The 25,706-nt window shown below is 70.0% G+C and carries 23 protein-coding genes; 14 read left to right on the plus strand and 9 right to left on the minus strand.

Annotated elements, in window-relative coordinates; genetic code table 11:
* Window positions 1-54: 54 nt before the first annotated feature.
* A complete protein-coding gene (locus B0I29_RS05030) occupies window positions 55-864 on the minus strand; it encodes an IclR family transcriptional regulator (protein ID WP_111647651.1) in 810 nt (269 codons plus the stop codon).
* Window positions 865-1,027: 163 nt separating this feature from the next.
* Between B0I29_RS05030 and B0I29_RS05035 the strand changes: the two genes are divergently transcribed.
* Window positions 1,028-2,494: an aldehyde dehydrogenase family protein gene (locus tag B0I29_RS05035; RefSeq protein WP_111647652.1), complete on the plus strand. Its 1,467-nt coding sequence runs from the start codon at window positions 1,028-1,030 to the stop codon at window positions 2,492-2,494.
* Window positions 2,495-3,032: 538 nt separating this feature from the next.
* On the opposite strand, the gene B0I29_RS05040 is transcribed toward B0I29_RS05035, so the two are convergent.
* Window positions 3,033-3,656, minus strand: a complete 624-nt coding sequence (locus tag B0I29_RS05040) for a maleylpyruvate isomerase N-terminal domain-containing protein (RefSeq protein WP_111647653.1) — start codon at window positions 3,654-3,656, stop codon at window positions 3,033-3,035.
* A gap of 57 nt (window positions 3,657-3,713) precedes the next feature.
* Here B0I29_RS05040 and B0I29_RS05045 point away from each other — a divergent pair, with 57 nt between their 5' ends.
* The 3 genes from B0I29_RS05045 (at window position 3,714) to B0I29_RS05055 (ending at window position 5,467) form a co-directional block, all read left to right on the plus strand.
* Window positions 3,714-4,310 carry an HAD family hydrolase gene (locus B0I29_RS05045; RefSeq protein ID WP_111647654.1) on the plus strand — a complete coding sequence of 199 codons (597 nt, stop codon included), beginning with the start codon at window positions 3,714-3,716 and terminating at the stop codon, window positions 4,308-4,310.
* A 21-nt stretch (window positions 4,311-4,331) separates the two neighbouring features.
* Window positions 4,332-4,787, plus strand: coding sequence for a hypothetical protein (locus B0I29_RS05050; protein ID WP_111647655.1), 456 nt, complete (start codon window positions 4,332-4,334; stop codon window positions 4,785-4,787).
* Between the two features lie 65 nt (window positions 4,788-4,852).
* Window positions 4,853-5,467, plus strand: a complete 615-nt coding sequence (locus B0I29_RS05055) for an RraA family protein (protein ID WP_111647656.1) — start codon at window positions 4,853-4,855, stop codon at window positions 5,465-5,467.
* 233 nt (window positions 5,468-5,700) lie between these two features.
* Here B0I29_RS05055 and B0I29_RS05060 read toward each other — a convergent pair whose 3' ends face one another.
* Entirely contained in the window at window positions 5,701-9,087 is a 3,387-nt protein-coding gene (locus B0I29_RS05060; RefSeq protein ID WP_111647657.1) for a bifunctional proline dehydrogenase/L-glutamate gamma-semialdehyde dehydrogenase, read from the minus strand.
* 104 nt (window positions 9,088-9,191) lie between these two features.
* On the opposite strand from B0I29_RS05060, the gene B0I29_RS05065 reads away from it, so the two are divergent.
* The gene (locus tag B0I29_RS05065) at window positions 9,192-10,097 is read left to right on the plus strand and encodes a LysR family transcriptional regulator (protein WP_111647658.1); all 906 of its coding nucleotides are present in this window, start codon (window positions 9,192-9,194) and stop codon (window positions 10,095-10,097) included.
* Here B0I29_RS05065 and B0I29_RS05070 read toward each other — a convergent pair.
* Together B0I29_RS05070 and B0I29_RS05075 are read right to left on the minus strand one after the other, a co-directional pair.
* Complete coding sequence (locus B0I29_RS05070) at window positions 10,076-11,368, minus strand: alpha/beta hydrolase family protein (protein WP_111647659.1); 1,293 nt, start codon at window positions 11,366-11,368, stop codon at window positions 10,076-10,078. The genes B0I29_RS05065 and B0I29_RS05070 overlap by 22 nt on opposite strands.
* Window positions 11,369-11,374: 6 nt before the next feature.
* The gene (locus B0I29_RS05075) at window positions 11,375-12,058 is read right to left on the minus strand and encodes an NUDIX domain-containing protein (protein WP_245972239.1); all 684 of its coding nucleotides are present in this window, start codon (window positions 12,056-12,058) and stop codon (window positions 11,375-11,377) included.
* A 58-nt stretch (window positions 12,059-12,116) separates the two neighbouring features.
* On the opposite strand from B0I29_RS05075, the gene B0I29_RS05080 reads away from it, so the two are divergent.
* A complete protein-coding gene (locus tag B0I29_RS05080) occupies window positions 12,117-12,872 on the plus strand; it encodes a DeoR/GlpR family DNA-binding transcription regulator (RefSeq protein WP_111647660.1) in 756 nt (251 codons plus the stop codon).
* Between the two features lie 10 nt (window positions 12,873-12,882).
* On the opposite strand, the gene B0I29_RS05085 is transcribed toward B0I29_RS05080, so the two are convergent.
* On the minus strand, window positions 12,883-14,763 hold the full coding sequence (locus tag B0I29_RS05085) for a phosphatase PAP2 family protein (RefSeq protein ID WP_111647661.1): 1,881 nt from the start codon (window positions 14,761-14,763) through the stop codon (window positions 12,883-12,885).
* 188 nt (window positions 14,764-14,951) lie between these two features.
* Here B0I29_RS05085 and B0I29_RS05090 point away from each other — a divergent pair, with 188 nt between their 5' ends.
* The gene (locus B0I29_RS05090) at window positions 14,952-16,268 is read left to right on the plus strand and encodes a jacalin-like lectin (protein ID WP_111647662.1); all 1,317 of its coding nucleotides are present in this window, start codon (window positions 14,952-14,954) and stop codon (window positions 16,266-16,268) included.
* Window positions 16,269-16,334: 66 nt separating this feature from the next.
* Window positions 16,335-17,705, plus strand: a complete 1,371-nt coding sequence (locus tag B0I29_RS05095; RefSeq protein ID WP_111647663.1) for a pyridoxal phosphate-dependent decarboxylase family protein — start codon at window positions 16,335-16,337, stop codon at window positions 17,703-17,705.
* A gap of 623 nt (window positions 17,706-18,328) precedes the next feature.
* On the opposite strand, the gene B0I29_RS05100 is transcribed toward B0I29_RS05095, so the two are convergent.
* Window positions 18,329-19,033, minus strand: a complete 705-nt coding sequence (locus B0I29_RS05100) for a GAF and ANTAR domain-containing protein (RefSeq protein WP_111647664.1) — start codon at window positions 19,031-19,033, stop codon at window positions 18,329-18,331.
* A 301-nt stretch (window positions 19,034-19,334) separates the two neighbouring features.
* On the opposite strand from B0I29_RS05100, the gene B0I29_RS05105 reads away from it, so the two are divergent.
* On the plus strand, window positions 19,335-20,057 hold the full coding sequence (locus B0I29_RS05105) for a GAF and ANTAR domain-containing protein (protein ID WP_111647665.1): 723 nt from the start codon (window positions 19,335-19,337) through the stop codon (window positions 20,055-20,057).
* Between the two features lie 34 nt (window positions 20,058-20,091).
* Here B0I29_RS05105 and B0I29_RS05110 read toward each other — a convergent pair whose 3' ends face one another.
* Window positions 20,092-20,505 carry a hypothetical protein gene (locus B0I29_RS05110; protein WP_111647666.1) on the minus strand — a complete coding sequence of 138 codons (414 nt, stop codon included), beginning with the start codon at window positions 20,503-20,505 and terminating at the stop codon, window positions 20,092-20,094.
* A gap of 90 nt (window positions 20,506-20,595) precedes the next feature.
* Here B0I29_RS05110 and B0I29_RS05115 point away from each other — a divergent pair, with 90 nt between their 5' ends.
* From B0I29_RS05115 to B0I29_RS05135, 5 genes are all read left to right on the plus strand, one after another.
* The gene (locus B0I29_RS05115; RefSeq protein ID WP_111647667.1) at window positions 20,596-21,270 is read left to right on the plus strand and encodes a dienelactone hydrolase family protein; all 675 of its coding nucleotides are present in this window, start codon (window positions 20,596-20,598) and stop codon (window positions 21,268-21,270) included.
* A 54-nt stretch (window positions 21,271-21,324) separates the two neighbouring features.
* The gene (locus B0I29_RS05120; protein ID WP_111647668.1) at window positions 21,325-22,050 is read left to right on the plus strand and encodes an ABC transporter ATP-binding protein; all 726 of its coding nucleotides are present in this window, start codon (window positions 21,325-21,327) and stop codon (window positions 22,048-22,050) included.
* Complete coding sequence (locus B0I29_RS05125) at window positions 22,047-22,775, plus strand: ABC transporter permease (RefSeq protein WP_111647669.1); 729 nt, start codon at window positions 22,047-22,049, stop codon at window positions 22,773-22,775. The genes B0I29_RS05120 and B0I29_RS05125 overlap by 4 nt, the downstream gene beginning before the upstream one ends.
* 31 nt (window positions 22,776-22,806) lie before the next feature.
* Window positions 22,807-23,427, plus strand: coding sequence for a TetR/AcrR family transcriptional regulator (locus B0I29_RS05130; RefSeq protein WP_111647670.1), 621 nt, complete (start codon window positions 22,807-22,809; stop codon window positions 23,425-23,427).
* Between the two features lie 90 nt (window positions 23,428-23,517).
* Window positions 23,518-24,570, plus strand: a complete 1,053-nt coding sequence (locus tag B0I29_RS05135) for an LCP family protein (protein ID WP_111648010.1) — start codon at window positions 23,518-23,520, stop codon at window positions 24,568-24,570.
* Here the strand turns inward: B0I29_RS05135 and B0I29_RS47375 are convergent.
* A complete protein-coding gene (locus B0I29_RS47375; protein WP_111647671.1) occupies window positions 24,550-25,635 on the minus strand; it encodes a methyl-accepting chemotaxis protein in 1,086 nt (361 codons plus the stop codon). The genes B0I29_RS05135 and B0I29_RS47375 overlap by 21 nt on opposite strands.
* Window positions 25,636-25,706: the final 71 nt, after the last annotated feature.

A 25,706-nucleotide genomic window follows, 5' to 3' on the forward strand; every position in this document is an offset into this window, starting at 1 on the left:
CCCATGTTTCCGGCAGATCAACGGAGTGTTCGGCTCACTGAAACGCCGTTCCGGTTATCGGTACCCCAGGCGGTTCGAGATCTCGGCGGCGCTGTGCCGCAGCGGGCGCTCCAGCCGGCTCACCACCGCGTCGGCCGTGGTCGACCAGACCGTCAGGTGCACCGCGATGTTGATCGCCGCGACCACCCGCCCGGTCCGGTCGCGTACCGGCGCCGCCACCGACCGCAGCCCGGCCGCCAGCTCCTCGTCGTTGACCGCCACGCCGCTCTGCCGGATCCGGGCCAGGGCCGCGGTCAGCTGCTCCCGGTTGGTCAGCGTCTTCGGCCCGCGCCGGGCGAAGTCGGTACGGTCCAGCAGCCCGCGCAGCACGGCCGGCTCCTGGTACGCGAGCAGCACCTTCCCCATCGACGTGCAGTACGCCGGCAGCCGCGACCCGACGTGCAGGTTCAGCGCCATCGCGAGCCCGCCGCTGGACCGGCAGCTGCGCCGGCGCTCGACGTAGATGATGTCGGTGCCGTCCAGCACCGCCATGCTCACCGTGTACCCGGTCTCGTCGGCGAGCGCCTGCAGGTACGGCGCTGCCGCCCGGTTGATCTCCAAGGCGTTGATCGCGGCGAATCCGAGGTCGACGACGCGCGGCCCGAGCGAGTACTTCTTCGTCTCCGGGTCCTGCTGCAGGTACCCGAGCCGGGCCAGCGTCGCCACGTACCGGTACGTGGTGCTCTTGTTCAGCGCGACGGCCCGGGACACCTCGGCGATGCCGAGCACCGGCGTCGTCTCGGTGAACGTCGACAGGATTCCCAGCCCGCGTTCGAGCGACTGGGAGAAGCCGCTGCTCGTGGTGCTGTCCTCATCGACGGCCATGCCGCATCGTAACGTCGCGTTCGACTCTGTGAAACACGCTGCGCTCGCGTCCGCGCTGCTCGCGCTCCTGCTGCCGCCCCTGTTCCCGCCCTGTTCCCGCCGCGTGGCCTGTCGCATTTCGGCAGTCTCCGGCTGTTGCCGGTCGGCTACCATCTGCAGCGCGATGGACCAGGAGATCAGTGCCGTGCGGCACCACATCGGTGGGACCTGGACCTCCAGTGTCAACGGGCGCGTCTTCGAGAAGCTCGACCCGTGGACCGGCGGGGTCTTCGCATCCGTGGCGGCCGGCGACGCCGACGACGCGGTTGCGGCGGTGTCCGCCGCTGCGACGGCCTTCGACACCTGGGCGGCCGGTCTGCCCGGCGTACGCCAGGAGATCTTTCTGCGGGCCGCGTCGATCTTGGATGCCCGGCGTTCCGAGATGCGGCGCCTGCTGGCCTCGGAGACCGGCTGCGGCGTCACCTTCGCCGACATCCAGCTGGACTTCTGCGTCAACCTGCTCCGGCAGGCGGCCGGGCTGGCCTACGCGCCGTCCGGGCAGATCATCCCCTCCGACCTGGACGGCACCCGCGCGCTCGCGATGCGCCGTCCGGTCGGGGTGGTCGCCGCGATCGCCCCGTGGAATGCGTCCCTCGTCCTCGCCGGCCGGGCCGTCGTCGCGCCGATCGCGGTCGGCAACACCGTGGTGCTCAAGCCATCCGAGGAAGCGCCGTACACCGGCGGTGCCTTCTGGGCCGAACTGCTCGCCGAGGCCGGCCTGCCCGCCGGCGTGCTCAACGTGGTCACCCACGCGCCCGGCGAGGCCGGCGTGATCGCCGAGACCCTGATCGCCGACCCCCGGGTACGCCGGATCAGCTTCACCGGCTCCACCGTCACCGGCCGCCGCCTCGCCGAACTCGCCGGCCGCCACCTGAAACGCGCCGTCCTCCAGCTCGGCGGCCACAACCCGCTGCTGGTGCTCGCCGACGCCGACCTGGACTACGCCGTCGACGCGGCGGTGTACGGCGCGTTCGTGCACAGCGGGCAGACCTGCATGTGCGCCCGCCGGATCATCGTGGACCGGGCGATCAGCGACGAGTTCACCGCACGGTTCGTCGCGCGGGCCGCCGCGTTGCCGACCGGAGACCCCGCCGACCCGGCCACCGTGATCGGACCGGTGATCAACGAGTGGGCGCTGTCGCTGCTCACCCGCCGCGTCACCGAGGCCGTCGATCTCGGCGCCGTGCTGCTGACCGGTGGCGTGCCGTCCGGCCGCTGCTTCCCGCCGACCGTCCTGTCCGGGGTGCCCGACACGGCGGAGCTGGCCTTCGACGAGACCTTCGGCCCGGTCGTCATGATCGAAGAGGTCTCCTCGGCCGACGAGGCGGTGAGCAGGGCGAACGCCTCAGCTTTCGGCCTGACCGCGGGCGTGATCACCGGCGACGCGTATCGAGGGCTGGACCTGGCGCGGCGCTTGCAGGCCGGCATAGTCCACATCAACGACCAGCCGGTCAACGACGAACCCCAGATGCCCTTCGGCGGGGTGAAGGACAGCGGAGCCGGCAGATTCGGCATCGGCTTCGCGGCGGAGGAGTTCACCGAAGCCCAGTGGCTGACAGCCCGCCAATCCCCCCGCCCGTTCCCTTTCTAACCACCACCACCTGCTAGCCCGCCTGCCCGCCCGTCCTTTCCGTGGCTGAGCTACGGCTTGCGGGCCCGCAAGGCTTCCCGGGGCTGATCTTGTGAGGTTGTGCCGGGCCGGCAACCACAAGGTCACAAGATCTGTGCGCGACGGGTTGCCGACGCGTTCATGCGGCCCGGCGTTCATGCGGCCCGGCGTTCATGCGGCCCGGGGGTCAGCGCTCTTGGCAAGCTGCGGCCCTATGAGGGCCAGGCTTGCCGAGATTCGGGTGAGCCGTCGCTCAGGTAGGTCATCAGCGCCGATGACCTACCTGAGCGACGGCTCGCGTGGCGACGCTGAGCTGTTGTGGCCGGACAGGCTGGCGGGCGCTGCCGGAGAGCGGGCGCGGATCGGTGTGCGCTCTGAGTCGACACGTTCGCTCTGGGGTTTGAGGGGTAGGGGACGGCGGGGCTGGCGGTGGTGGGCGCCGGGGGGAGGGGCCGCAGGTGGCGGAGTGGCACTTGAGGTGGTTGATGCGGTTGGGGAGGCCGTTCGGCGTACCCAAGGTTTAGAGGATGGTGAAGTTTGTTGGTAGCGGTGAGCGGCCGGTCAGGGCGCGGAGGACCGCGGGGCCGTCGCCCACGGTGACCGCTGTGCGGGCCGCGAGCGCTGCTGTCTCGGACAGGGTGTCGTGGTCGAAAGTGATCGGCGTGCCGGAAGCCTCGGACGCGTCGGAGGCGTGGATGACCAGCTCGAAGGTGCGGGTGGGGATCCAGTCGGCTACGCGCATGCCGCCTGCCGCTGTCGCGATCAGATCATCGTCGCCGGCTTGGGCCAGGGCTGCGGTGGCCCGGCCCACGAAGCCGCTGATCGCGTCTGCCGGACGTTCGCCCAGTGCTCTGCCGGTCTCGCGGGCATCGGCGGTTGACGCTGTGTGGGCGGCCGCCACCACCGTTGCCGGCGCGCGGCGGGCCGTGGCGAAGTAGAACTCCGGGGCCGGGACCACCAGCGCCGGGGCCTGCTGGGCCAGAGCCTCGGGCACCTGGCGCAACGCCGAACTGACCGTGTGGCCGAGCAGGTCCCGCAGCGTCCACTCGCCCAGGCCCGGACCGTCCAGGCGGTCCGGCGGGATCCGGGAGACCAGGTCGGCGAACGCGATCGCGGCGGAACGGTAGGTGCGGCGGTAGTCCATGTCACCAACCTGCCATGTGCGGGCCCGGGCGGCGAGCCGCCGCCGTAACCTGCGCTGGTGCTGCTACCCGTGCCGGACGGCGACTATCAGGCGTACCTCTTCGACTGCGACGGAACGATCACCGACTCGATGCCGGCGCACTATGTCGCCTGGCAGGCGGCGCTCGCCGAGTGGGGATGCGTGTTCCCGGAGGATCTGTTCTACGCGTGGGGCGGGCGGCCGGTCGCGGACATCGTGGCGTCGCTCAACGCCGATCAGGGTCTGAGCATGCCGGTTCATCAGGTCGCCGAGCGGCAGGAAGAGCTGTTCCGGGCCGGGCTGCCGGGCATCACCGGCGTACCGGGCGTGCTGGAGCACATCGAGGACGCGTACGGCCGGCTGCCGATCGGCGTGGTCTCCGGCAGCACCCGGCTCGCCGTCACCGCTTCGCTGGAGGCGCTCGGGCTGCTCGACCGGTTCGAGACGCTGGTCTGCGCGGGAGAATACGCGCGGCCCAAGCCGTTTCCGGACGCGTACCTGCTCGGGGCGTCGCTGCTCGGCGTCGATCCCGGCCGGTGCCTCGCCTTCGAGGACACCGAGCTGGGTGTTCAAGCCGCTGTCGCCGCCGGGATGACCGCGGTGCGCGTACCGCCGCCGTGGGAACGCGGTTTGTGACGGTTATCTATCGTGGGTGGCATGCTGACGGCGGAGAGAACGGGCTTCTGGCGCTCGCGATACACCCTGCTCCTCGACGGAGCTCAGGTGACCACCTGGGACTCCAGCGTGTGGCGAAGCGGCGGTTCCTTCACCCTTCAAGACCAGACCTTTTCGGTACGCGCTAACGGCTGGGGCACGAAGTACACGATGACCGACGGCTCCGGTGCCGTGGTCGCCGAGGCCGCGAAGGTGAACCGGAAGAACTGGACCGTCGCGGCCGGCGGGCGGACGTTCGACTTCCAGCGGACCTCGGTCTGGCGTAACGACCAGCAGATGCTGCACAACGGCATGCCGGTCGGCACGATTCGCAAGACCAGCAGCTGGACCGGCAACCTGGAAGCCGACCTGCCCGGCCTGGACCTGCCCGTTCAGATCTTCGTCCTCGGCGTGCTGATCGCCGTGGCCGAGGCGGCGGCGGCCGCGGCGGCGGCCTGACAGTTGCGGGATCCCTTCGGTGACCGGCAGCCTGATCATGGGTGCCGCCCACCGATGGAGGAAGTATGACCGGTTTCGACAGCATTCCGCCGACCACGCTCGCTGACGTGCTCGACCGTTCGCGGGTGATGGACATCGGCATCCGGCCGCTCTGGACGCCGGTGCCGCGGATCGCCGGCCCGGCGTTCACCGTGAGCTGCCCGCCCGGCGACAACCTGATGCTGCACGCCGCCATTTATCGGGCCGCGCCGGGCTCGGTGGTCGTCGTGCAGTCCGGCGATCTGGACTATGCCCTGGCCGGCGGAAACGTCTGCGCGGTGGCGCATCGGCGGGGCATCGCGGGGTTCGTCCTCGACGGCCTGATCCGCGATCTCGGTGAGGTACGGGAGATCGGGTTCCCGGTGTTCGCCCGGGGCGTCATCCCGATCCCGGGCACGAAGTCCGAGCTGGGCACCCACGGCCGTGACGTGGTGTGCGGCGGTGTCGTGGTCGGCAACGGTGATGTGGTGGTGGCCGACGAGGAGGGTGTCGTGGTGGTACCGCGGGACCGGTCCTCCGAGGTGCTGGCGGCCGCGCAGGCGAAACTCGCCAAGGAAGAGGCGGAAACCCTCGACGACTGGCAGGAGTCCCACCGGGCCCGCATCGAGAAGGCCCTCGCCGGCCACGGCTTCACAGGCTAGCGAACCCGAAATCGACACACTCGCTCGGGCCGGCGCGATCTTGGGCCGCTGTTCCCGTCGGGGTGTGGTTCGGGGACCACGATCGCCGCGGGAGGGCTGCGGCGGAGAGGCGATCAAGACCTGGCGTCCGCTGTTTGCGGGATTTCAACCAACCAGCTGGCTCTCACTGCTGTCTCAAGGGTGGCGAGGCAGCAGTGAGAGCCAGCTAGCAAGATTGGCCCGGGAAGATCTGCTCAGAGGACTTCGGCGGCCAGGGTGAGCGGGTTGCCGAAGCGGTGGGCGGTGATGCTGACCGCCTGCTCGCGGAGGAACGGGAGCAGTTCGACCTGGCCGGATTCGGTCACCGGGCCGGACCAGACAGCGAGATCGGGACGGCCGCCGGTCGCGTCGGTCAGTGAGGTCAGCGCGGTCAGGGCGGTCGCTGGTCCGGCGATCAGGCGCACCCGGCCGGCGCTGACGCCTGCTGCGAACGTGGCGTCATCTTCGACCACAGCCGCCGGCACGAGGACTGCCAGCGATGCCGGCAGCGGTGATGCCGTCGACACCCGCATGTCGGAGCCGGCGAGCGTGCCCGCCGCGAGGACCCGCACCAGGTCGGCGATCGAGCCGCCCGCGGCCAGCCGGACCGTCACCGGGCACGGGAGGTACCGCAGCACGTTGCGCTCGGCGGACAGGCCGGACACGTCGGACGGCGACAGCGCGGACAGCGCGAACGCCGCGTCACTGCGGACGGCCCGCTCAAGCCGCGCGGCATCCTCGGCCTGCGGAGCGGAAGCATCGGACGACGCGGCGGCCAGCAGCGCCCGCACCCCGGCGTGGGTCACCGCGGCCGTGGCTGACGACTCGCGGGACTCCCAGCCGGTCAGCCCGACCAGGTAGTTCGGGCCGCCGGCCTTGGTGCCGGCGCCCACCGCGGACTTCTTCCAGCCGCCGAACGGCTGGCGGCGCACGATCGCGCCGGTGATGCCGCGGTTCACGTAGAGGTTGCCGGCCTGAACCCGGTCCAGCCACGTGCGGATCTCATCGGCGTCCAGCGAGTGCAGGCCGGACGTCAGGCCGTAGTCCACCTCGTTGACCAGCTCGATCGCCTCGTCGAGGCTGTCGGCCGTCATGATGCCGAGGATCGGGCCGAAGTACTCGGTGCGGTGATATGCCGACCCGCGCCGCACACCGTCGCGGACGCCCGGGCTCCACAGCTTGCCCGAGTCGTCCAGCGAACGCGGGGCCAGAAGCCACTTCTCGCCCTGTCCCAGAACGGTCAGACCATCAAGCAGCTTTCCGGCGGCCGGCTCGACCAGCGGGCCGACCTGACTACGCGGATCGGCGGGGTACCCGACCTCCAGCGACGACACCGCGTCCAGCAGCTGCGTCCGGAACCGGTCCGACCGGGCGACACTGCCCACCAGCACGACCAGCGACGCGGCCGAACACTTCTGGCCGGCGTGACCGAAAGCGGACGACACCACGTCCTTCACGGCGAGGTCCAGGTCGGCGCTCGGCGTGACGATGATGGCGTTCTTGCCGCTGGTCTCGGCGAGCAGCGGCAGGTCGGTACGGAACGAGCGGAACAGCTCGGCCGTCTCGTACGCACCGGTCAGGATCACCCGGTCGACGAGCGGGTGCGCGATCAGCGAGCGGCCCAGCTCGTTCTCCTCGACCTGGAGCAGGGTGACCAGGTCGGGGTCGGCTCCGGCGGCGCCGAGCGCGTCGCGGATGACACCGGCCAGCACGGTGCCACAGCGTTCGGCCGGTCCGGCCGGCTTGAGCACCACCGAGGAACCGGCGGCGAGGGCGGCGAGCACCGAGCCGGCCGGGATGGCGACCGGGAAGTTCCACGGCGGCGTGACCAGGGTGAGCCGGGCCGGCACCGGGACGGCGCCGTCGGTGTCGGTCAGCGCGGCCGAGAGCTCGGCGTAGTAGTGCGCGAAGTCGACGGCCTCGGAGATCTCCGGGTCGGCCTGGTCGGCGGTCTTGCCGGCCTCGGCGGCCATCACTTCGAGGAACGTGTAGCGGTGGGCTTCGAGCGCCTCACCGATCTGGTGGAGCACGGCCCGGCGGTCGGCGCCACCCCAGGAAGCGGCGGCGGCCTTCTCCATCGCGGCGTCGAGGTGCGCCTGGTCGCTGATCCGCGGCAGGTCGAGGCCCAGCTGCGACGACGCGGACTGCGCCAGAACCGCGCGGACCCGGGTTCGGTTGTCCGCCACGGCCGGGTCGGTGTCCGCGGTGTTGGCGAACAGGCCGGGCTCGGATCGCGGCACGGCGGCATAGCGGTCGGCGACCCGGTGGGGCTCCGGAACAACACCGTCGAGGTCGGCCAGGGAGGCCAGGAACCGCTGCTCCTCCCGGGCGAACAGCGCCGACGACGTGTGCAGCTCGAACACCGCCGACATGAAGTTGTCCGAGCTCGCGCCCTCCTCCAGCCGCCGGATGAGATACGCGATCGCCACGTCGAACTGCTCCGGGCGTACCACGGGGGTGTAGAGCAACAACCCACCGACCTCGCGCCGGACCGCCTCGGCTTGGCCTTCGGCCATGCCGAGCAACATCTCGAACTCGATCCCGGCGCGCACGTCACGCTTTCCTGCCAGGACCCAGGCGTACGCGACATCGAACAGGTTGTGACCGGCCACGCCGAGCCGGACGTTGGTGATCCGGTCGGGGTGCAGCGCGTAGTCGAGGACTCGCTTGTAGTTGGTGTCGGTCGCCTGCTTGCTGTCGCAGGTGGCGACCGGCCAGCCGTGCAGTTCCGACTCGACCCGCTCCATCGGCAGGTTCGCGCCCTTGACCAGGCGCACCTTGATCCCGGCGCCGCCACGCTCGCGCCGCGCGGCCGACCACTCCTGCAGGCGGATCATCGCGCTGAGAGCGTCCGGCAGGTAGGCCTGCAGCACGATGCCGGCTTCGAGCTTGAGCAGCTCGGGGCGGTCCAGGAGCTTGGTGAAGACCGCGATCGTGAGGTCGAGGTCCTTGTACTCCTCCATGTCGAGGTTCACGAACTTGCCGGTGTCGGCGGCGAGCGTGAAGAGCGGGGTCAGCTCCTCGACGATGTCGGCGACCGACTCCTCGAAGGCCCACGGGTTGTGCGGGGCGACCGTCGACGACACCTTGATCGACACGTAGTCGACGTCCGGGCGGGCGAGCAGGCGCTCGGTGCTCTTGAGCCGCTGGGCGGCCTCGCCGCGGCCGAGGACGGCCTCGCCGAGCAGGTTCACGTTGAGCCGGACGTCGCGCTTCTTGATCCGGGCGATCGCCTTGCCGAGGCGGGCGTCGGACGCGTCGACGATCAGGTGGCCGACCATGTGCCGCAGCGCGCGCCGGGCGATCGGTACGACCACGCCGGGCATGATCGGGGCGAAGAAGCCGCCCGCGCGTACCGCGGCCCGCAGGTGCAGCGGCAGGAACGCCGGGACGTCGGCGGCGAGCGAGCGCAGGGCGCGGGCGCTGACCCGCAGGTCCTCCGGCCGGATCACACCGTCGACGAAGCCGACCGTGAACGCGAGGCCCTTGGGGTCGCGCAGCACGCCGGCGAGCTGGGCTGCCGAGCCGCCGACGCGAACGTCCGCGGCCTCGCGCAGCCAGCGCCGTACCAGGGCGATCGTCTCTTCGGCGATCTCAGACATCGGGATGCTCCTTCCGGTTTCGGCAACAGTGTGGGTCCGCGCATCCGGTTAGGAAAAGCGATGCTTTATGAGCGATGTTCTTAAGTTGGGCTAAAGTATCGGCGGTGTTGGAGATCCGTCGTCTGATCCTGCTCCGCGAACTCGCCGTCCGGGGCACGATCGCCGCGGTCGCCGAGGCGCTGAACTTCACCTCGTCCGCCGTGTCGCAGCAGCTCAGCCTGCTGGAGAAGGAGACCGGCACCCAGCTGCTGCGCAAATCCGGCCGGCGGGTGCAGCTCACTCCGCAGGCCGAGGTCCTGGTCGCCTCGGTGGGCGAGATCCTGGACACGCTGGAACGCGCCGAGGCCCGGTTGCAGGCCGCCGCGACCCGGGTCACCGGACGGGTCCGGGTCGCGGTCTTCCAGTCGGCGGCGCTCGCGTTCATGCCGGCCACCCTGCGGGCCATGGCGCTGCGCTTTCCCGACGTCCGCGTCGAGATGGTCCAGCGCGAACCCGAGGAAGCGCTGCGCGAGACCTGGGCGCGCGACTTCGACATGGTCATCGCAGAGCAATACCCGGCTCACGCCGCTCCGCACCATCCTGGCCTTGATCGGCGTGATTTGACCACCGATGCGATCCGGCTGGCGCTCCCGGATCCGGCGGTTTCGCTGCACGAGGTGGACTCGCTGCACCAGGCCCGGCACATGCCGTGGGTGATGGAACCGCGCGGCGCGGCGTCCCGGCACTTCGCCGAGCAGCTGTGCCGGCGGGCCGGTTTCGAGCCGGACGTGCGGTACGAGACGGCCGACCTTCAGGCCCACATGCGTCTCGTCGAGTCCGGCAACGCGGTGGCGCTGATCCCGGACCTGGTGTGGGCCGGACGGGAGACGTCCTGCCGGCTGCTCGACCTGGACGGCCTGCCGCGGCGGACGATCTTCACGGCTCAGCGGGTCGCCGGGGCGGCCTCACCCGCGGCGAGGGCCCTGCGGGAGGCCCTCGCCGAGGCGGTTCAGCCTCCGCAGGGCGCGTAGTTTCCGCGTACCCCGATGGTGAAGCGACAACCGAAGGTCGCGGCAGCGACCGTGCGCCGATCCAGGATCGCGTCGCCGGCGGGACGGCGGCCGGTCTCGACCCAGCGGACCAGATCGTCGAAGCCCTGGCGCAGCTCGGGCTGGGTGAAGCCGCAGTGCGTGACGTCGCGGATGGCGCGGGATACGAAGTTGCGGCCGTGCGACTCGCGGGCGTAGTACTGCTCCATCGAGAACGGGACGAACAGGTCGCCGATGCCGTGCAGCGACAGGACCGGGATGCGCGGTTTGCCGGCGACGACCGGGACGTCCGCGGTGGTGGTCCGGCGGACCCGCAGCACGTCGGCGTTGAGCTTCTTCTCCGTGGCGGTGAGGCGGCGGGCGTCGGTCGAGCGGTACAGCGTGTGCCGGTTGTCGACGGATCCGGCGGTCAGGCTCGGGTAGAAGCTGAACAGGAACGGGACACCGCCCTGGGCGGCCGCGTTCCAGTACGCGAGCGCCGCGTCGAATCCGGGCCGCTCGCCGCCGCTGCGGCGCTCGACGACGTTCGACCAGGTGCGGCCGGCGTCGGTGAGGCCGGTCGTCACGCCGAGGGCGGGGATGATCTTTCCGAGTTGCGCACCGAACTGCGGCGACGCGGGGAAGTCGACGTCAGTCTCGGCGAGCGCGGCAGCGGTGACCGTGGTGTCCAGGAAGTAGTCGAACAGCTCGACGTCGCCGAGCACCCCGCAGGTCGGCATCGCGCCGGTGAAGGTGCGCGGGTATTTCTCGATGGCCACCGCGGTGACGTGGCCGCCCATCGAGGCGCCGGTGATGTAGACCTTCCGCGCCTTGGCGCCGGTGGCCTGCCGGAACACGTCGATCAGCGCGTGCGTGTCGGTCACGCCCTGCGACACGTCGTAGCCGTTGGTGGCGTAGCTGGAGGCCGCCCACGCGAAGCCGCGCTCGATGTAGTGCGCGCGCAGCGCCGGGTTGTCGACGAAGACCGTGGTCCCGTTGCCCCGGAAGCCGTGCGCGTAGACGACGAGCTGGCCGTTCCAGCGCTTCGGCCTCTCGATCCGGTACGCCGCGCCGTCCTTGATCCCGGTCCAGATCTTCGCGTCCGGCAACGCGGCGAAGGGTGTGCCGTCGATGTTGCACGCCGGGTCGGCGACCACATAGCCGGGTTTGCCGGGTGGGGGCGCCTGGCAGGCCACGGGTGCGGCCAGGGCGGGTGCGGGTGCGAGTGCGACGGGCAGGAGAAGGGCGAGGGCGAGCGCGGAACGACCGATCATCGGTGTTTACCTCCCGGTAACATCCAATGGGCGGCGTCGATGCATGTCAAGGGCCTTCCACTGCAGCATCATGATTGTCTTGGCGTCGGCGATCTCGCCGGTCTCGATCCGCTTGAGCGCCTCGTCGAGTCCGATCTCCACGGTCTCGATGTCCTCGCCGTCCTCGGCGAGCCCGCCGCCCTCACCGGTGCGTGACGCCGTGCTGTAGGTCGCCGCGAAGCAGTGCACCCGCTCGGTGACCGAACCCGGGCTCATCCAGACACTGAACACCGGCTCCAGCTCGCCGATCTCGACGCCCAGCTCCTCGCTCGCCTCCCGGCGGATCGCCGCGGCGGGGTCGTCGCCGTCGAGCAGCCCGGCGGCCGTCTCGACGAACATGCCGTCCGGGTGCCCGTTCACGTAGACCGGGAACCGGAACTGCCTGGTCAGCAGCACGGTGTCGCGGGCCGGGTCGTGCAGCAGCACTGTTGCGCCGTCGCCCCGGTCGTAGGTTTCCCGCTGCTGCCGGGTCCAGGAGCCGTCACGGCCGCGGTAGTCGTACGTTGTCCGGCGCAGGACGTGCCACGCCGTGGCGAGCAACTCGACGTCCTGGATCACCACGTCCGGGTTGCCGGTGAGGTCGCGTCCCGCCTGGTCCAGGCCGGTGCGGCCGCGGGCGTCAGGGATGTCGATGCCGCTTCTGTTGTCCACGGGCAAGAACGTACACTCGAAACACGTAAGAGTCGACAATATTAAGGAGAAACGCGTAATGCTGCCCGCGGAGCGACGTGACTACCTGCTGGTCCGGCTGCACGCCGACGGCAAACTCGTGGCCAAGGATGTGGCCGCCGAGCTGGGGATCGCCGAGGACAACATCCGGCGTGACCTGCGGGAGATGGCGACGGCCGGGCTGTGCCAGCGGGTCTACGGCGGGGCGCTCCCGGTCTCCCCGGCGGTGGCGGACTACGCCTCCCGGGCCACGGTCGCCACGTCGAGCAAGGAACGGGTGGCGGCGGCCGCGGTCGCACTGATCCGCCCCGGCGCGACGGTCCTGCTCGACGGCGGGACGACGGCGCTGGCGGTCACGGCGGCCCTGCCCCGCGACCTGCGCGCGACGATCGTGACGCACAGCCCGACGGTGGCCGCGGCGCTGGTCGGCCATCCGGCGGTGGAGGTGTTCGTGCTGGGCGGCCGCCTCTTCAAGCACTCGGCGGTGACGTCCGGCGCGGCGGCGGCCGAGGCGGCCCAGCGGGTGACGGCGGATCTGTTCCTGCTGGGCGTGACGGGTGTCCACCACGAGGCGGGGCTGACCACCGGTGACGCCGACGAGGCGGCGATGAAGCGAACCCTGGCCGGCCGGGCCGCGGACGTCTACGTCCTGGCCAGCAGCGAGAAGATCGGCGCGGCCTCGCCGTTCGTGGTCCTGCCCGCGACCGAGGTCTCCGGCGTGATCACCGACGCGCCCTCGACGCACCCGGTGCTGACCGCGCTGTCCCAGGCCGGCACCCCGATCATCCCGGCCTGAGACTGCTGGATCAGGCCTTGCGGAGGCGGACCGTGACGGTGTCGTTCTGGTGGATGAGCTCGGCCTGGTAACCCGGGGTGGTCACCACGACCTTGGCGAAGCGGCCGCGGATCTTGCGGGCCTTCAGGACCGGTACGGCCTTGTCGAACTTCTTGTCCGCGGTCACCGCGATCTCGAGGACCGTGCCGGCGCCGATCGTCGCCTCCTCGTGGACGGTGAGCGGGGCGGCGCCGTGCGGGCGTACCGTCGCGGCCAGGGTGCCGGCGCGCAGCCGCAGCTCGCCGCCGACGTGGACCTTCTCCGCCGCCAGGCGCAGCGTGCCGCCGGTGACCGTGACGTCGCCCGACCCGAGCGCGTTCTTCGCGGCCGCGACCACTGTGCCCTCGGCGATCGTGGTGCCGCCCTGGTACTCGTTGTCGCCGGCCAGCGTGAGCTCGCCGGTGCCCAGCTTGATCAGGCCGCCGCGGCCCTCGATGTCGTTGCGCCAGGTGTCGGCCGCCGAGAAGCCGCCGGCCGTGGCGTCCAGGCTGACCGCGACGGTCGCGTCGAACGCGGCGTAACCGTCGGCCGCGGTGAACAGGTCGAGGCGGCCCCACTGCTCGCCGCCGTCCAGCAGCGGGTTGCCGGCGGCCAGGCCCGTGGTACGCAGGACCTCGCGGCGCTGCGCGGCGTCCAGGTACGGCAGACGGGTCTCGAGCAGGACCTCCGCGCCCTTCGGCACCGTGAAGGCGGCGCGGTTGCGGGTACGCGGGAGGCCGTACGTCTGCTTCGGTTTCACGATGGCGGCGTTGCGCGCGCGGTCCGCGTACCCATCGCTGGTGATCGAAGAATGAGCGTAGGCGAAGAGGTCTCCACCGACCTGGGCCTGGAAGTAGGCAAGCGCCTGGGCGCGCGCCTCGGCCTTGAGGGTCGCGTTTGCGGCGTCGCCGAGGATGGCGGCGGCGAGCGCGGTACCGAGGATGCGACCGCCGATGACGTCGGCCGGGGAGTGCATGCCGGCGATGATCCGGGTCTCGGCCAGGTCGTAGGCCGCAGTGATCATCTCCTGGAAGCGCTCCGGGACCGCGTAGGCGAGGGCGATCGAGGCGAGGTAGAGCGCGTTGGTGTGACCGCTGACGTAACCGCCGTCCTCGGCCGGGTTCGTGCTGCGCTGGCGGAGCAGCTGCGGGACGACGATGGTGTCCGACTCGTAGACCGGGTAACCGAACGCGTCGACCTCGCCGGTGGGCACGATCTCGCTGTCGGCGTTCATCCGCCACGGGCGCGGGTACTGGTAGGAGAACTTCGACGGGTTGCCCGACGAGTAGTTGCCGCGCAGCGTGTTGACCAGGGTGACGACCTTGCCGAGCGCCGAGCTGGTGGAACCCGCGCCGAGAGCCGAACCCGCCGGGGCGCCGGCCGGGACCGCGTCGCTGATCGTGGTGGCCGGGGTGGTCGCCGGGGCCGAGGTGATGCCGGTGACGGCGAGCGCGCCGGCCTTGTAGACGTCGGCGAGCGGGCCGAGGCCGGCGATCACCGAGTAGCTCTGGTGCTGGCGGTCCACCACGAACGCGCGGGCGGCCTCGGCCTCGGTGCGCTCGTGGGTGGTCTTCACGCAGTAGCGGACGTTGGCGCGCAGGAAGGCGTGGTCGAGGACGGTGCCGGTGTTCCAGGCGGTGCCGGTGGACCAGACCTGATTCATGCCGGTGAGGATCCGGACGGCGGCGTTGGTCTCGGCGGTGAGGTTCGCGGTGATGTTCGTCTGGTAGGAGTCGACGAAGGCTGCCGCTGTTGCTGTTGCCGTTGGTGCTGTCGCCGCTGTGGCGCTTGTGGACAGAAGCTGCGGGCCCGCGAGCAGGCCGGCTGTTCCGGCGGCGGAAGCGCGCAGCAGAGTGCGGCGACTGAGGTTCATGAGGGAGCTCCGGGGCATGCGGGGGGGCAAGATCGCGCTCAGCTTTCGTGGGTCCGGCGAAGGTTGACCCAACTCCCCGTGTTGTGAACGTGAACAAATCTGAAAGCAGCAGCTCAGCTCGGTTCCGTAACTCGACGTTCGCCGATTGACTCTTCCCTCCGGCCTGGGCCTTTGGTTACCGTCCGGTAATGCTTCGCCAGGGAATCCTCGCGTCCGGCATTCTTGCCGCCGCCCTGCTAGCCGCCCCCACTCCCGCCTACGCCGCCAGCGGCTCCTTCGACGTGCTCACCTACAACGTGGCCGGCCTGCCGGAACTGCTCTCCAGCGCCGAGGTCGACCGGCAGACCGCGCACACCGCGATCGGTCAGCGCCTCGGACCGTACGAAGTGGTTCAGGTCCAGGAGGACTTCAACTACCACGCCTATCTGTACGCGGCAGACACCACGCACGCGTACCGGACGCCGACGAGCGGGGGCGCGGGTATCGGGTCCGGGCTCAACACTCTGTCCACGTTGCCGTACGACACCGACGATTTCGAGCGTGGTGACTGGGATTCTTGTCAGCTCGATTCCGGGGACTGTCTGACGCCTAAAGGGTTCACGTTCGCGCGTACCCGGGTGGCCGACGGCGTTTACGTCGACTTCTACAACCTGCACACGAACGCCGGGACCAACGCGGGGGACCAGGAGTCGCGGGCCTCGAACCTGAGCCAGCTCACCGCTTTCATCGCCTCGCACTCGGCGGGGAACGCGGTGATCGTCATGGGGGACACGAACACCCGGTACACCCGGGCGGCCGATACGATCCGGGACTTCACCGCGGCGAACGGGCTCACCGACGCCTGGGTGAAACTGGAACGCGGCGGGGTCGCCCCGGCCGCCGGTGCGGACGCGCTGCTCTGTGACGCGGCGGCGATCACCGACACGTGCGAGGTCGTCGACAAGATTCTTTATCGGAGCAGCCGGGCCGTCACGTTGAACGCCGTCGGGTATCACAACGAGCACGCCGGGTTCGTCACCAGCGACGGGCTGATGCTTTCCGACCACTTCCCGATCAGTACGTCGTTCAGCTGGACCTCGAACCCGGCGTACCAGGTGAGTGAGCAGTTCGGCGGGCCGCACGGGGATCACTACAACGACATCGGCTCGGCCGGGCGGCTCAGCTCGATCGGGCTGCGGGCCGGGACCCGTGTCGATCAGGTCTCGGCGACGCTTGCCGGTGGCAGTGTGCTGGCGCACGGCGGGACCGGTGGGACGGCCAAGACGCTTTCCTTGGGCAGTGGTGAATATGTGACGAGCGCTTATCTGTGCCGCGGGGTTTACAGCGGGCGTACCCGGATCTTCTACGTGCGGTTCACCACGAATCTGGGGAACAGCATCGCCGGCGGGACGACGACGTCGGACTGTGTGACGCGGACTGCTCCGGCCGGTGCGCAGATCGCGGGCTTCCACGGGCGGTCCGGGACCGCCGTGGACAAGGTGGGGTTCATCTACACGCCTCGTTGAGCTTCGGGCCAGGCTTCCTGATGTGGACCGCGACGGGTCGCCGGTGGGGGATTTACGTTCGACGACGTGGATCCATTACTCGCCGGCGACCTCGCCGCATTTCCTGAACTGTTGCAGGCCACCCGGGATTACGCGACGCGGTTGCTGCTCGGCATCAACGAGCGGGCGGTGGCGCGTGATCCTGGGACATTGAGCCCTGCGCCGCTCCCTTTTGACGGTGTCGGCGCGGCCGGTGCTCTCGCATTGTTCGGGGAGCGCTGGGCGCCGGGCTTTTCCGGCAGCGCCGGGCCGCGCTATCTCGGTTTCGTCACCGGCGGCGCCACGCCGGCCGCACTCGCCGGCGACTGGCTGACCGGAACGCTCGACCAGAACGGGTCGAACCGCTCGGGCTCGTCGTCCGCCGATCTTGAGGACGAGACGGTCGGATGGCTGCGGGACATGTTCCATCTCGGTCAGGACTTCACGGGGACGTTCGTCTCCGGCGCCACCATGTCGAACACCGTCGGCCTCGCCATCGGCCGGGAATGGCTGGGCGAGCAGCTCGGGGTCGAGGTCGCACGGCAGGGCGTGGGAGCGCTCGGCCCGGTGACGGTCTTGTCGGGTACGCCGCACTCCAGCGTGGTCAAGGCCCTGTCGATGCTCGGAATCGGTCGTGACGCCCTCCGCCTGGTGCCGACGCTGGACGGCCGGGAGGCAGTAGACGTCGCGGCGCTCGCGTCGGTGCTCGATGAGCTCGGCGGACGTCCGGCCATCGTCGTCGCCAATGCGGGAACGGTGAACACCGTCGACTTCGATGATCTGCGGGCGATCGCTTCGCTGCGTTCGCGTTATCCGTTCTGGTTGCATGTCGATGCGGCGTTCGGCGCTTTTGCCGCTCTTTCGCCGTCGCATTCCCACCTGGTCGACGGCTTGGATCTGGCGGACTCGGTCTGTGTGGATTTGCACAAGTGGCTGAATGTTCCCTACGACTCGGCCGTGCAATTCACCCGGCGACGCGATCTGCAGGTCCGGGTGTTCCAGAACGCCGCCGCTTATCTCGGTGACCCCGGCCCGAACCCTGATCATGTGCATCTCACGCCGGAGAACTCGCGCCGTCTGCGGGCGCTTGCGGCGTGGTTCACGCTTGCTGCCTACGGTGTTGACGGGCATCGGGAGATCGTGGTGCGCGACATCTCGGCGGCACAACTTCTCGGCGAGCGGCTCGCGGCCATGCCGGGGGTCGAGCTCCTTTCCCCGGTACGCCTCAACGTCGTCTGCTTCACGTTTTCCGGTGATGTGGGGCGGGCTGTTCAAGCAATCGCGGAGTCCGGGGAAGCATTTTTGACGCCGACGGTTTATCGGGGGGTTCCGGCGTTGAGGGCGGCTTTCAGCAATTGGCGGACGAGTCGTGAGGACGTGGAGCGGGTGGTGGAGGTTTTACGCAAGCACCTGGTGTGAGTCGCTTCGGGGGAGGGCTTGCGGGGTGGATGGGGGCGCACGGAACGGCTCTGTGCGTTCTCGTCCACGCCATAGCCGTGATGTCGGCACACGGACGGCAACGGTGTGATTCCGTCCCCGCTTTTCGGTTTGATGGTGTGCCCTTGTCCACGCGGTGCCGGGGTCACCGTGTGCTCTCGACTCGATCGGGTTTGTTGTGTCGCTCGATCCGACCGCGGCGGCGTCGGTGACTGCGCGATGCGAAGCCTCGGCGGTTGTGGCGGCGGCGGTCGTGGTCGCGGTCGGTCGGGTCGGGTCGGGTTCGGGTGGTGGTGATGGTCGGCCGGGCGGTTGATCTTGCTCATCCCGCAGATCTTGAGCCTTTGACTACATCAGGGGGTGTACAGAGGCCCAAGATCTCGCATTGAGTGCTCTGCGGATGGCGGCAACTCGGCGTGAGTGGGCAGGTGCTGGTGGTCGGTCAGCGTGACCGGGGACGTGCCGTGACCCTGGGCAGCGATGGCGGGCCGCGGCGGGCCTCTGGCGTCCCTGCGGCAACCACTCGCGCACCGTGACCTAGGCGCTCACCGCACGTGGTCCGCAGCTCGGGCGAGGCTGGGGGCGGCTGGGCTGGGTGGACGGGGCTAGGGGCGGGAGGCTTGGGAGACCAGGGTGGCGGCTACATCGCGGAGTTTTCGGTTGGCGGCCTGGGAGGCCTTGGAGAGGATGGCGAAAGCCTCGTCGGCAGTGCAGCGGCGCTGGCTCATGATGATGCCCTTTGCCTGTTCGATCACGGCTCGGCTCTCCATCGCCACCTGCATCTGGCGGGCCAGGGCCGCCGTCGTGTCATAGAGGTGGGCGTTCGCCAGGGAGACCGCCGCGTAGCCCGCGAACGTCTCGGCCAGGACCACCGAGTCGGCGTCGAAGGCCTGGACCGAGACCGCGTAGATGTTCAGGGCGCCGGTCACCGTCTCGTGGATGGGCAGGCCCACCGAAAGGGCGCTGTGTACGCCCACCGAGCCGGCGTGTTCCTGCCAGCCCGGCCAGCGGTTCTCGGCGCGGACGTCGTCGACGATCAGGGTGGTGCGTTCGGCCGCGGCGGCGAGGCACGGGCCGCAGCCGTTCTCGTACTGCCACTTGTCGATCCAGAGGGCGGCGTCGCCGGTGCAGGCCACGGTGCGCGGGCCGTCGGTGCGGATCAGGGTCACCGAGACCTCGTGGGCGCCGGGTACGGCACGTTTCGCCAGGGTCGCGACCTGGTCAAGGACACCTTCCAGGTCGGTGTCGCCCAGGGTGATCCGGCCCAGCTCATGCAGGGCAGCGGTGGGATCGGCCAGGTCAGGCGTCATGGGTTCGAGTCTGGGTCACATCGAGCGGGTGCGCTGTCAGTTAAAACAACTGATCGCAAACGACGGCATACCCCGACAACCTCGCCACTAACGGGTGACTGCCCGCCGGTGTCCGCCTCGCGGAGGTTATTGGGTATTATCTGCCAACTGCGGCCGGAGTCGTCCATCGACATCGGCCAACCAGCGTCAAGCAGCGGCGCGGATCCGGCGGCCACACCACGTGGTTGTCCGGGCAGCACCACCGGTAACCGACGCGAGCCGCATTCGGCGGATCGCGCACCGCTGCGGGGATCCTCTGACGTTGAAGGCGCACGACCCGACCGATTCCTTCGCGGAACTCGGCCGCATCTTTGCGGAACTAGGCCGCATCAAGCTGGGCGAGACCGACCTCAACGGTGTGCTGCACCAGGTCGCCGATCTCGCCCGGCGGACCCTGCCTGGCGCCGGCCAGGTGTCCATCACCATGATCCGTGACGGCGAGGCGTACACGGCGGCGCACACCAGCGAGGCCGCGCTGCTGCTGGACGAGCGGCAGTACGAGCGGTCCGGCGGCCCCTGCCTCACCGCGGCGCACGGCACGACGACGGTCGCGGTGCTCGACGCCGCGAACGACGACCGCTGGGACGGCTGGCCGAGGCTGGCCGCGGCGGCCGGGTTCGGCAGCGTGCTGTCGGTCGGGCTGCCGATCGTCGAGGGCATGGCCGGCGCGCTCAACCTGTACGGCGAACGGCCGCACGCTTTCGACGACGACGCCGTGACCCTGGCGCAGACCTTCGTCCGGTACGCGGCGGTGGCGCTCGGCAACGCGCACCTGTACGACAGCACCGTGAACCTGGCGCAGCACATGCAGGCCGCGATGGAGAGCCGGGCCGTGATCGAGCAGGCCAAGGGCATCATCATGGGCGAGCGGCGGTGCAGCGCCGACGAGGCGTTCGCCATCCTCACGAAGGTGTCCCAGGACAGCAATCGCAAGCTACGTGACGTGGCGGCGGCGCTCGTGGACCGTACCCAGCGGGCCCCTTGATCTTGACGTGGGCGCCTGGCGGCAACGGGGGTCGTCAGGCGCTCACGTCGAGTCGTCCGCGTCGCGCGCCCTGCTGGTCGAGGTGGCGCAGCGCCGGTTCGAGGTATCCGGCGACGGGATTGCGCCCGCCGTTCCGGTCGTACCGCCGGGAGAGGTCCTTGAGGTAGACATCGGTGACCTCCTGGCCGGCGGCGAGCTTGCCGGTGGCGCGGTCGGCGGCGATGGCGGCGGCGAGTGAGTTGATCCAGCCGGCGTTCACCTCGCCGGGTTTGATCTGCTGACCGGTGGCCTGCAGGATCAGTTCCCGATCACGATCGGTCAGCGAGGCGGCGTCCTCGCGGGCGTTCTGGTTGCGGTCCCGCGCGGGCCGAACCGGCGTCGCCGGTGGGGCCGGCTGGCTGCGGTTCAACCGGGAAATGGACATGGCGGCCTCGACTCCCGTAAGCACTCTTCCTCCTCCTGATCGGTGCCACGCGACCCCTGCTGAGGCAAACCGAAAAGGCGTATATCAGCAGCTCGGACGGGTAATCCTCGGGTCATGACCAGTTGGAGAACTGAGGAACGGATCGAGGTCGGCGGCGTACGCCTGCACGGCGACCTGTGTCTGCCGGAGCACCCCGTCGGTCTGATCGTTTTCGCCCATGGCAGCAGCGACTCCCGGCTCAGCCCGCGCAACCAGATCGTCGCGACGGAACTGCACGAGTACGGGTTCGCCACGCTGCTGGCCGATCTGCTGACACCGGAGGAGGAGCTGGTGGACGCGCGCACCGGCCAGATGCGGACGGATGTCGGTGTACTCGCCGACCGGGTGATCGGGCTTATCGACTGGGCCCGGGACAATCCGCCGACGGCGGCGCTGACGCTGGGCCTGTTCGGCGCGAGCACCGGCGTGGGCGCGGCACTGGTCGCGGCGGCGGCCCGGCCGGAGGCGGTACGCGCGATCGTCTCCCGCGGCGGCCGCCCCGACCTGGCCGGCCCGGCCCTGCTGGAGGTACGCGCACCCACGATGTTCCTGGTCGGCGAGAAGGACATCGAGGTGCTCGATCTCAACGAGCAGGCCCGCAACACCATGCGGATCAGCGCGGAGATGCGGGTGATCGCGGGCGCCTCGCACCTGTTCTCCGAGCCGGGCGCCCTGGACCAGGTGGCGGAGGAGGCGGCCGGCTTCTTCCAGTCGCACCTGGCAGCGGAAATTCATCACCTGTTGAATTAACCCGGATATCGGCCTACCTTGAAACTCATCACCTGATGAGTTTCGGGAGTCGCCATGTCTGACAACGCGATCGAGGTCCGGGACCTCGTGATCAAACGCGGAAAGAGAACCGTCCTCGACGGCTTCACCTGCACCATCCCGCACGGCAGCGTCACCGGCCTGCTCGGGCCGAGCGGCAGCGGCAAGACGACGCTGATGCGGGCCATCGTCGGCGTTCAACTGATCAACGAGGGTCGGGTGACCGTTCTCGGGCATCCGGCCGGTTCGGCGCCGCTGCGCCGCCGGATCGGGTACGTAACACAGGCGCCGAGCGTGTACGCCGACCTGACCGTCCGGGAGAACGCCCGCTACTTCGCCAGCCTCTACCGGCTGACCGCCAAGGACGCCGACGACGCGATCGAGGCGGTCGGCCTGTCGAGCCACGCCGGCCAGCTCGTCGCCGAGCTCTCCGGCGGGCAGCGCAGCCGCGCCTCGCTGGTTTGCGCGATCGTCGGCCGGCCCGACGTCCTGGTGCTCGACGAGCCGACAGTGGGCCAGGACCCGGTGCTGCGCGACGAGCTGTGGGACCAGTTCCGCCGGCTCGCCGCCGACGGCGCCACCGTGCTCGTCTCCAGCCACGTGATGGACGAGGCGAACCGCTGCGACCGGCTGCTGCTGATCCGCGAGGGCATGCTGATCGCCGACGACACCCCGGCTGCGGTCAAGCGGTCCGCCGGCACCGACGACCTCGACCAGGCCTTCCTCCGCCTGATCCGTGACCAGGAGGTGGCGGCGAAATGATTCTGGTCAGCACGATCCGACGGATTCTCACCCAGCTGCGGCACGACCCGCGGACCATCGCGATGATCATCGTGGTGCCCACGCTGCTGATCACGCTGATCTATTTCATGTACGAGGGGACGCCCGGCGCCTTCGACCGGATCGCCCTGATCATGCTCGGCGTCTTCCCGTTCATCGTGATGTTCCTGATCACCAGCATCGCGATGCTGCGCGAGCGCACCAACGGCACTCTCGAACGCCTCTTCACCACCCCGGTCGGCAAGCTCGACCTGCTCTTCGGATACGGCGTCGCGTTCGGTCTCGCGGCGGCCCTCCAGGCGGCGGTCGCGGCCGGTTTCGCCTATGGCGTTCTCGGCATGGACACCGCCGGCAGCATCGGCCTGGTCGTCCTGATCGCCGTGGCCAACGCCGTGCTCGGTGTCGCCCTCGGCCTGTTGTGCAGCGCGTTCGCGCGTACCGAATTCCAGGCGGTGCAGTTCATGCCGGTCGTGGTGGCGCCTCAGCTGTTGCTCTGCGGACTCTTCGTGGCCCGCGACCAGATGGCCGGATGGCTGCAGGCGATCAGCAACGTGCTGCCGCTGTCGTACTCCGTGGAGGCGCTCACCGAGGTCGGTGCGCACGCCGAGGCGACCGGAACCATGTGGCGTGATCTGATCGTGGTGGTGGGCGCGATCATCGTCGCACTCGCGCTGGGCGCGGCGACTCTGCGCCGGCGCACTGCTTGACGCGTACGGAAGAAAGTGGGGTGAAGCGAGAGTGCGACGGACCGGACGCCGTCCCGGGAACCCGGACACCCGCGAAGCGATCCTGGGTGCTGCGCGTAACGCGTTCGCCGAGAAGGGGTACGACGGCGCCTCGATCCGTGCCATCGCGACCAGCGCCGGAGTCGATCCGGCGCTGGTGCATCACTACTTCGGTTCGAAGGACAAGCTCTTCCTGGCGACGATGAACTCGCCGATGGACCCGCTCGAACTGATCACCGAGGCGGCCGCGGGGGACCGGTCCGAGCTGGGTGTCCGCTTCGTGCGGCTCTTCCTGCAGATCTGGGACGGCCCGGCGGGTGCGGCCGGAGTGGCGCTGCTGCGCTCGACGGTCGGCAACGAGTGGGCGACCAAGATGTTCCGCGAGTTCATCATCACCCAGATCCTGCGGCGGGCGGTGCCGAAGCTCGGCCTCGACGAGGCGGAGGGGCAGCTGCGCGTCACGTTCGCGGCCAGTCAGATGGTCGGGATGGCGATGGCCCGTTACGTGATCAAGGTGGAGCCGCTGGCGTCCGCGCCCATCGAGGTGGTCGTGGCGGCGATCGGCCCGACCGTGCAGCGTTACCTCACCGAGGACCTGCCGGGGGTGTTCGACGGTACCGGTGCGGGCGGCTGATCCTCAGCCGTTTCGGGGTTCCTGCCGATCCTCAGGATGACCGCCCCGCATCAGCACCCGGAGGTTCACCCGTTGTCGCGTTGGAAGCGCATGCCCCGCTGGGGAAAGGTCCTGACCACGCTTCTCGTCGTGCTCGCGCTGGTCGCCGGGTCGGTCACCGTCACCACCGGCTTCCTCGCGTACCGGTTCAACGACCTCGTCGGCCGTGACGACGTGCTCGCCGAGGCGGCGGCGCTGCCGCCGATCACCGCGAAGCCGGAGTACAACTCGTGGGTACACACCTCGAAGAGCTCGAAGGCGCCGGTCCGCCCCGCCGCCGCGGCGGGCTCGGCGCGCAACGTGCTGGTCCTCGGCGTGGACACCCGCAAGGGCTGGTCCGAGGGGCAGTCCCGCAGCGACACGATCATGCTGGTGCACGTCGACGGCACCGGCTCGGCCGCCTCGGTCGTCTCGATCCCGCGTGACTCGTACGTCTACATCCCGCCGGTGGCCGGCAAGTGGTCCGGCGGCAAGACCAAGGTCAACGCCGCGTACGCCTGGGGTGGCGCCCCGCTGGTGGTCCAGGTCGTCAGCCACCTCACCGGCCTGACCATCGACAACGTGGTACGGGTCGACTTCGCCGGCGTCCGCACGATCACCGACGTGGTCGGCGGGATCGACGTGAAGATCGCCAAGACGGTGCGCGACAAGCGGACCGGCGTCACCTTCAAGGCGGGCAAGCACCACCTGGACGGCAGAATGGCCGAGGTCTACGTCCGGCAGCGGTACGGCCTGCCGAACGGCGACTTCGACCGGGTCAAGCGGCAGCAGCAGTACCTGCGGGCGCTCGCCCAGAAGGTGACCTCGCTGGGTATCGCCGCCAACCCGATGAAGCTGGACGCGTTCGTCTCGGCGATCGCCGGCTCGCTGGTGGTCGACTCGGGGATGAACCTGGCCGCCACGTTCCAGGACCTCTCCGGGCTGCGGCCCGATGACCTGGCGTTCACCACGCTGCCGTCGTCCGGGTTCGTGCGGACCGCTGCGGGAACCGCGAACGAGCTGTCGGTGGCGGAGTGCTCGGAGCTGTTCGCGGCGCTGCACACCGACACGATGGCGGATTACTTCGTGGCGAACCCGGCGTTCTCAGGGACCGTCGGCGCCTAGTTTCGCCACGAAATCCTCGACTCCGGCGGGGATCTCCAGGAACTCCAGGCCGATCTCCAGGGACCCGTCGTCGCGTTGCAGGCGGCGGGCCACCTTCGCCTCGACGGTGGCACGGAAGCCGTCGACGGTGAGCTCCGCGCGTACCCCATCACCGACCGTGAGAGAAACGCCTCGGGCGACCATGCAGCCGAGGCCGTCGGCGCTGAGATCGACGATCTCGGCGTCGACGGTCTGTGCCGGCGTCGTGATCGACACCCGCCCTCGGACCGGGAGCCTGTCGTGCCGGCGGCGTTCCAGGCGCTCGGCCACGTCGGAGAGGTCGCCGATCTGCGCCATCGTGGCGTCCACGCTCTGGTGCAGCAGCATCACGATGTCGCTCTGCCGATCGGCGATCCCGCCGAGCTGGCGCATCGCGTCCTCGATCTCGCCGACGTCCCGGATGATCGCGCTGAGCGTCTCGCCCATCTGCGCCACGTCCGCCTCCAGGGCGGCGATCGTGCTGGTGATCTGCTCGGTCGAGTCCGCGGTGGTGTTCGCGAGACCCTTCACCTCGTCGGCGACCACGGCGAACCCGCTGCCTGCCGAACCCGCCCGGACCGCCTCGATGGTGGCGTTCAGCGCGAGCAGCCGGGTCTGCGAGGCGATCCGGGAGATCACGCTGGCGATCCCGGCGACCTGGCGCAGGCTCGCGTTCAGCGCGGTGGCCGCCTCGTCGGCGCTGCGCGCCCGCTGCACCAGGGCCTCGGCCGCGTCGTTCGTGATCGTCACCCGTTCCTGGGTGGCGGCCGCCGCGTCCCGGGCCGCGCCGACCTGCACGACGACGTCCTCCAGCTTGCCGCCGATCACGTCGGCGGTGCTGTCGATCGCCTCCTTGGCACGCCGGCGCAGCCGCTGGTTGAGGCGTACCTGCTCGACCTGGGCGATCTGTGCGGCCTCGTCCCGGTCGGCGCGCAGCCGGTCGAGCTCGGCGTCGCGGTCGGCCAGGGCGGCGGTGAGCTCGTCGATCCGCTGGGCGCTCGTGGTGGCGCCTGATCCGCGGACCCGGTCCGGCCAGGTGGGGCTCACGCCGGATCCGGGGCCGTCGTCGACACGTCTTGGACGCTACCTGGATGAACGGTCCTACGTATGCGGTTCGG

Source organism: Actinoplanes lutulentus (genome assembly GCF_003259845.1).
Taxonomy (GTDB): Bacteria; Actinomycetota; Actinomycetes; order Mycobacteriales; family Micromonosporaceae; genus Actinoplanes; species Actinoplanes lutulentus.

What these genes read in the sequence shown, in the direction of transcription:
- B0I29_RS05030 (WP_111647651.1), bottom strand. Translation starts at nt 864, where the DNA reads ATGGCCGTCGATGAGGACAGCACCACGAGCAGCGGCTTCTCCCAGTCG.
- B0I29_RS05035 (WP_111647652.1), top strand. Translation starts at nt 1,028, where the DNA reads ATGGACCAGGAGATCAGTGCCGTGCGGCACCACATCGGTGGGACCTGG.
- B0I29_RS05040 (WP_111647653.1), bottom strand. Translation starts at nt 3,656, where the DNA reads ATGGACTACCGCCGCACCTACCGTTCCGCCGCGATCGCGTTCGCCGAC.
- B0I29_RS05050 (WP_111647655.1), top strand. Translation starts at nt 4,332, where the DNA reads ATGCTGACGGCGGAGAGAACGGGCTTCTGGCGCTCGCGATACACCCTG.
- B0I29_RS05055 (WP_111647656.1), top strand. Translation starts at nt 4,853, where the DNA reads ATGACCGGTTTCGACAGCATTCCGCCGACCACGCTCGCTGACGTGCTC.
- B0I29_RS05060 (WP_111647657.1), bottom strand. Translation starts at nt 9,087, where the DNA reads ATGTCTGAGATCGCCGAAGAGACGATCGCCCTGGTACGGCGCTGGCTG.
- B0I29_RS05070 (WP_111647659.1), bottom strand. Translation starts at nt 11,368, where the DNA reads ATGATCGGTCGTTCCGCGCTCGCCCTCGCCCTTCTCCTGCCCGTCGCA.
- B0I29_RS05080 (WP_111647660.1), top strand. Translation starts at nt 12,117, where the DNA reads ATGCTGCCCGCGGAGCGACGTGACTACCTGCTGGTCCGGCTGCACGCC.
- B0I29_RS05085 (WP_111647661.1), bottom strand. Translation starts at nt 14,763, where the DNA reads ATGAACCTCAGTCGCCGCACTCTGCTGCGCGCTTCCGCCGCCGGAACA.
- B0I29_RS05090 (WP_111647662.1), top strand. Translation starts at nt 14,952, where the DNA reads ATGCTTCGCCAGGGAATCCTCGCGTCCGGCATTCTTGCCGCCGCCCTG.
- B0I29_RS05100 (WP_111647664.1), bottom strand. Translation starts at nt 19,033, where the DNA reads ATGACGCCTGACCTGGCCGATCCCACCGCTGCCCTGCATGAGCTGGGC.
- B0I29_RS05115 (WP_111647667.1), top strand. Translation starts at nt 20,596, where the DNA reads ATGACCAGTTGGAGAACTGAGGAACGGATCGAGGTCGGCGGCGTACGC.
- B0I29_RS05120 (WP_111647668.1), top strand. Translation starts at nt 21,325, where the DNA reads ATGTCTGACAACGCGATCGAGGTCCGGGACCTCGTGATCAAACGCGGA.
- B0I29_RS05125 (WP_111647669.1), top strand. Translation starts at nt 22,047, where the DNA reads ATGATTCTGGTCAGCACGATCCGACGGATTCTCACCCAGCTGCGGCAC.
- B0I29_RS05135 (WP_111648010.1), top strand. Translation starts at nt 23,518, where the DNA reads ATGCCCCGCTGGGGAAAGGTCCTGACCACGCTTCTCGTCGTGCTCGCG.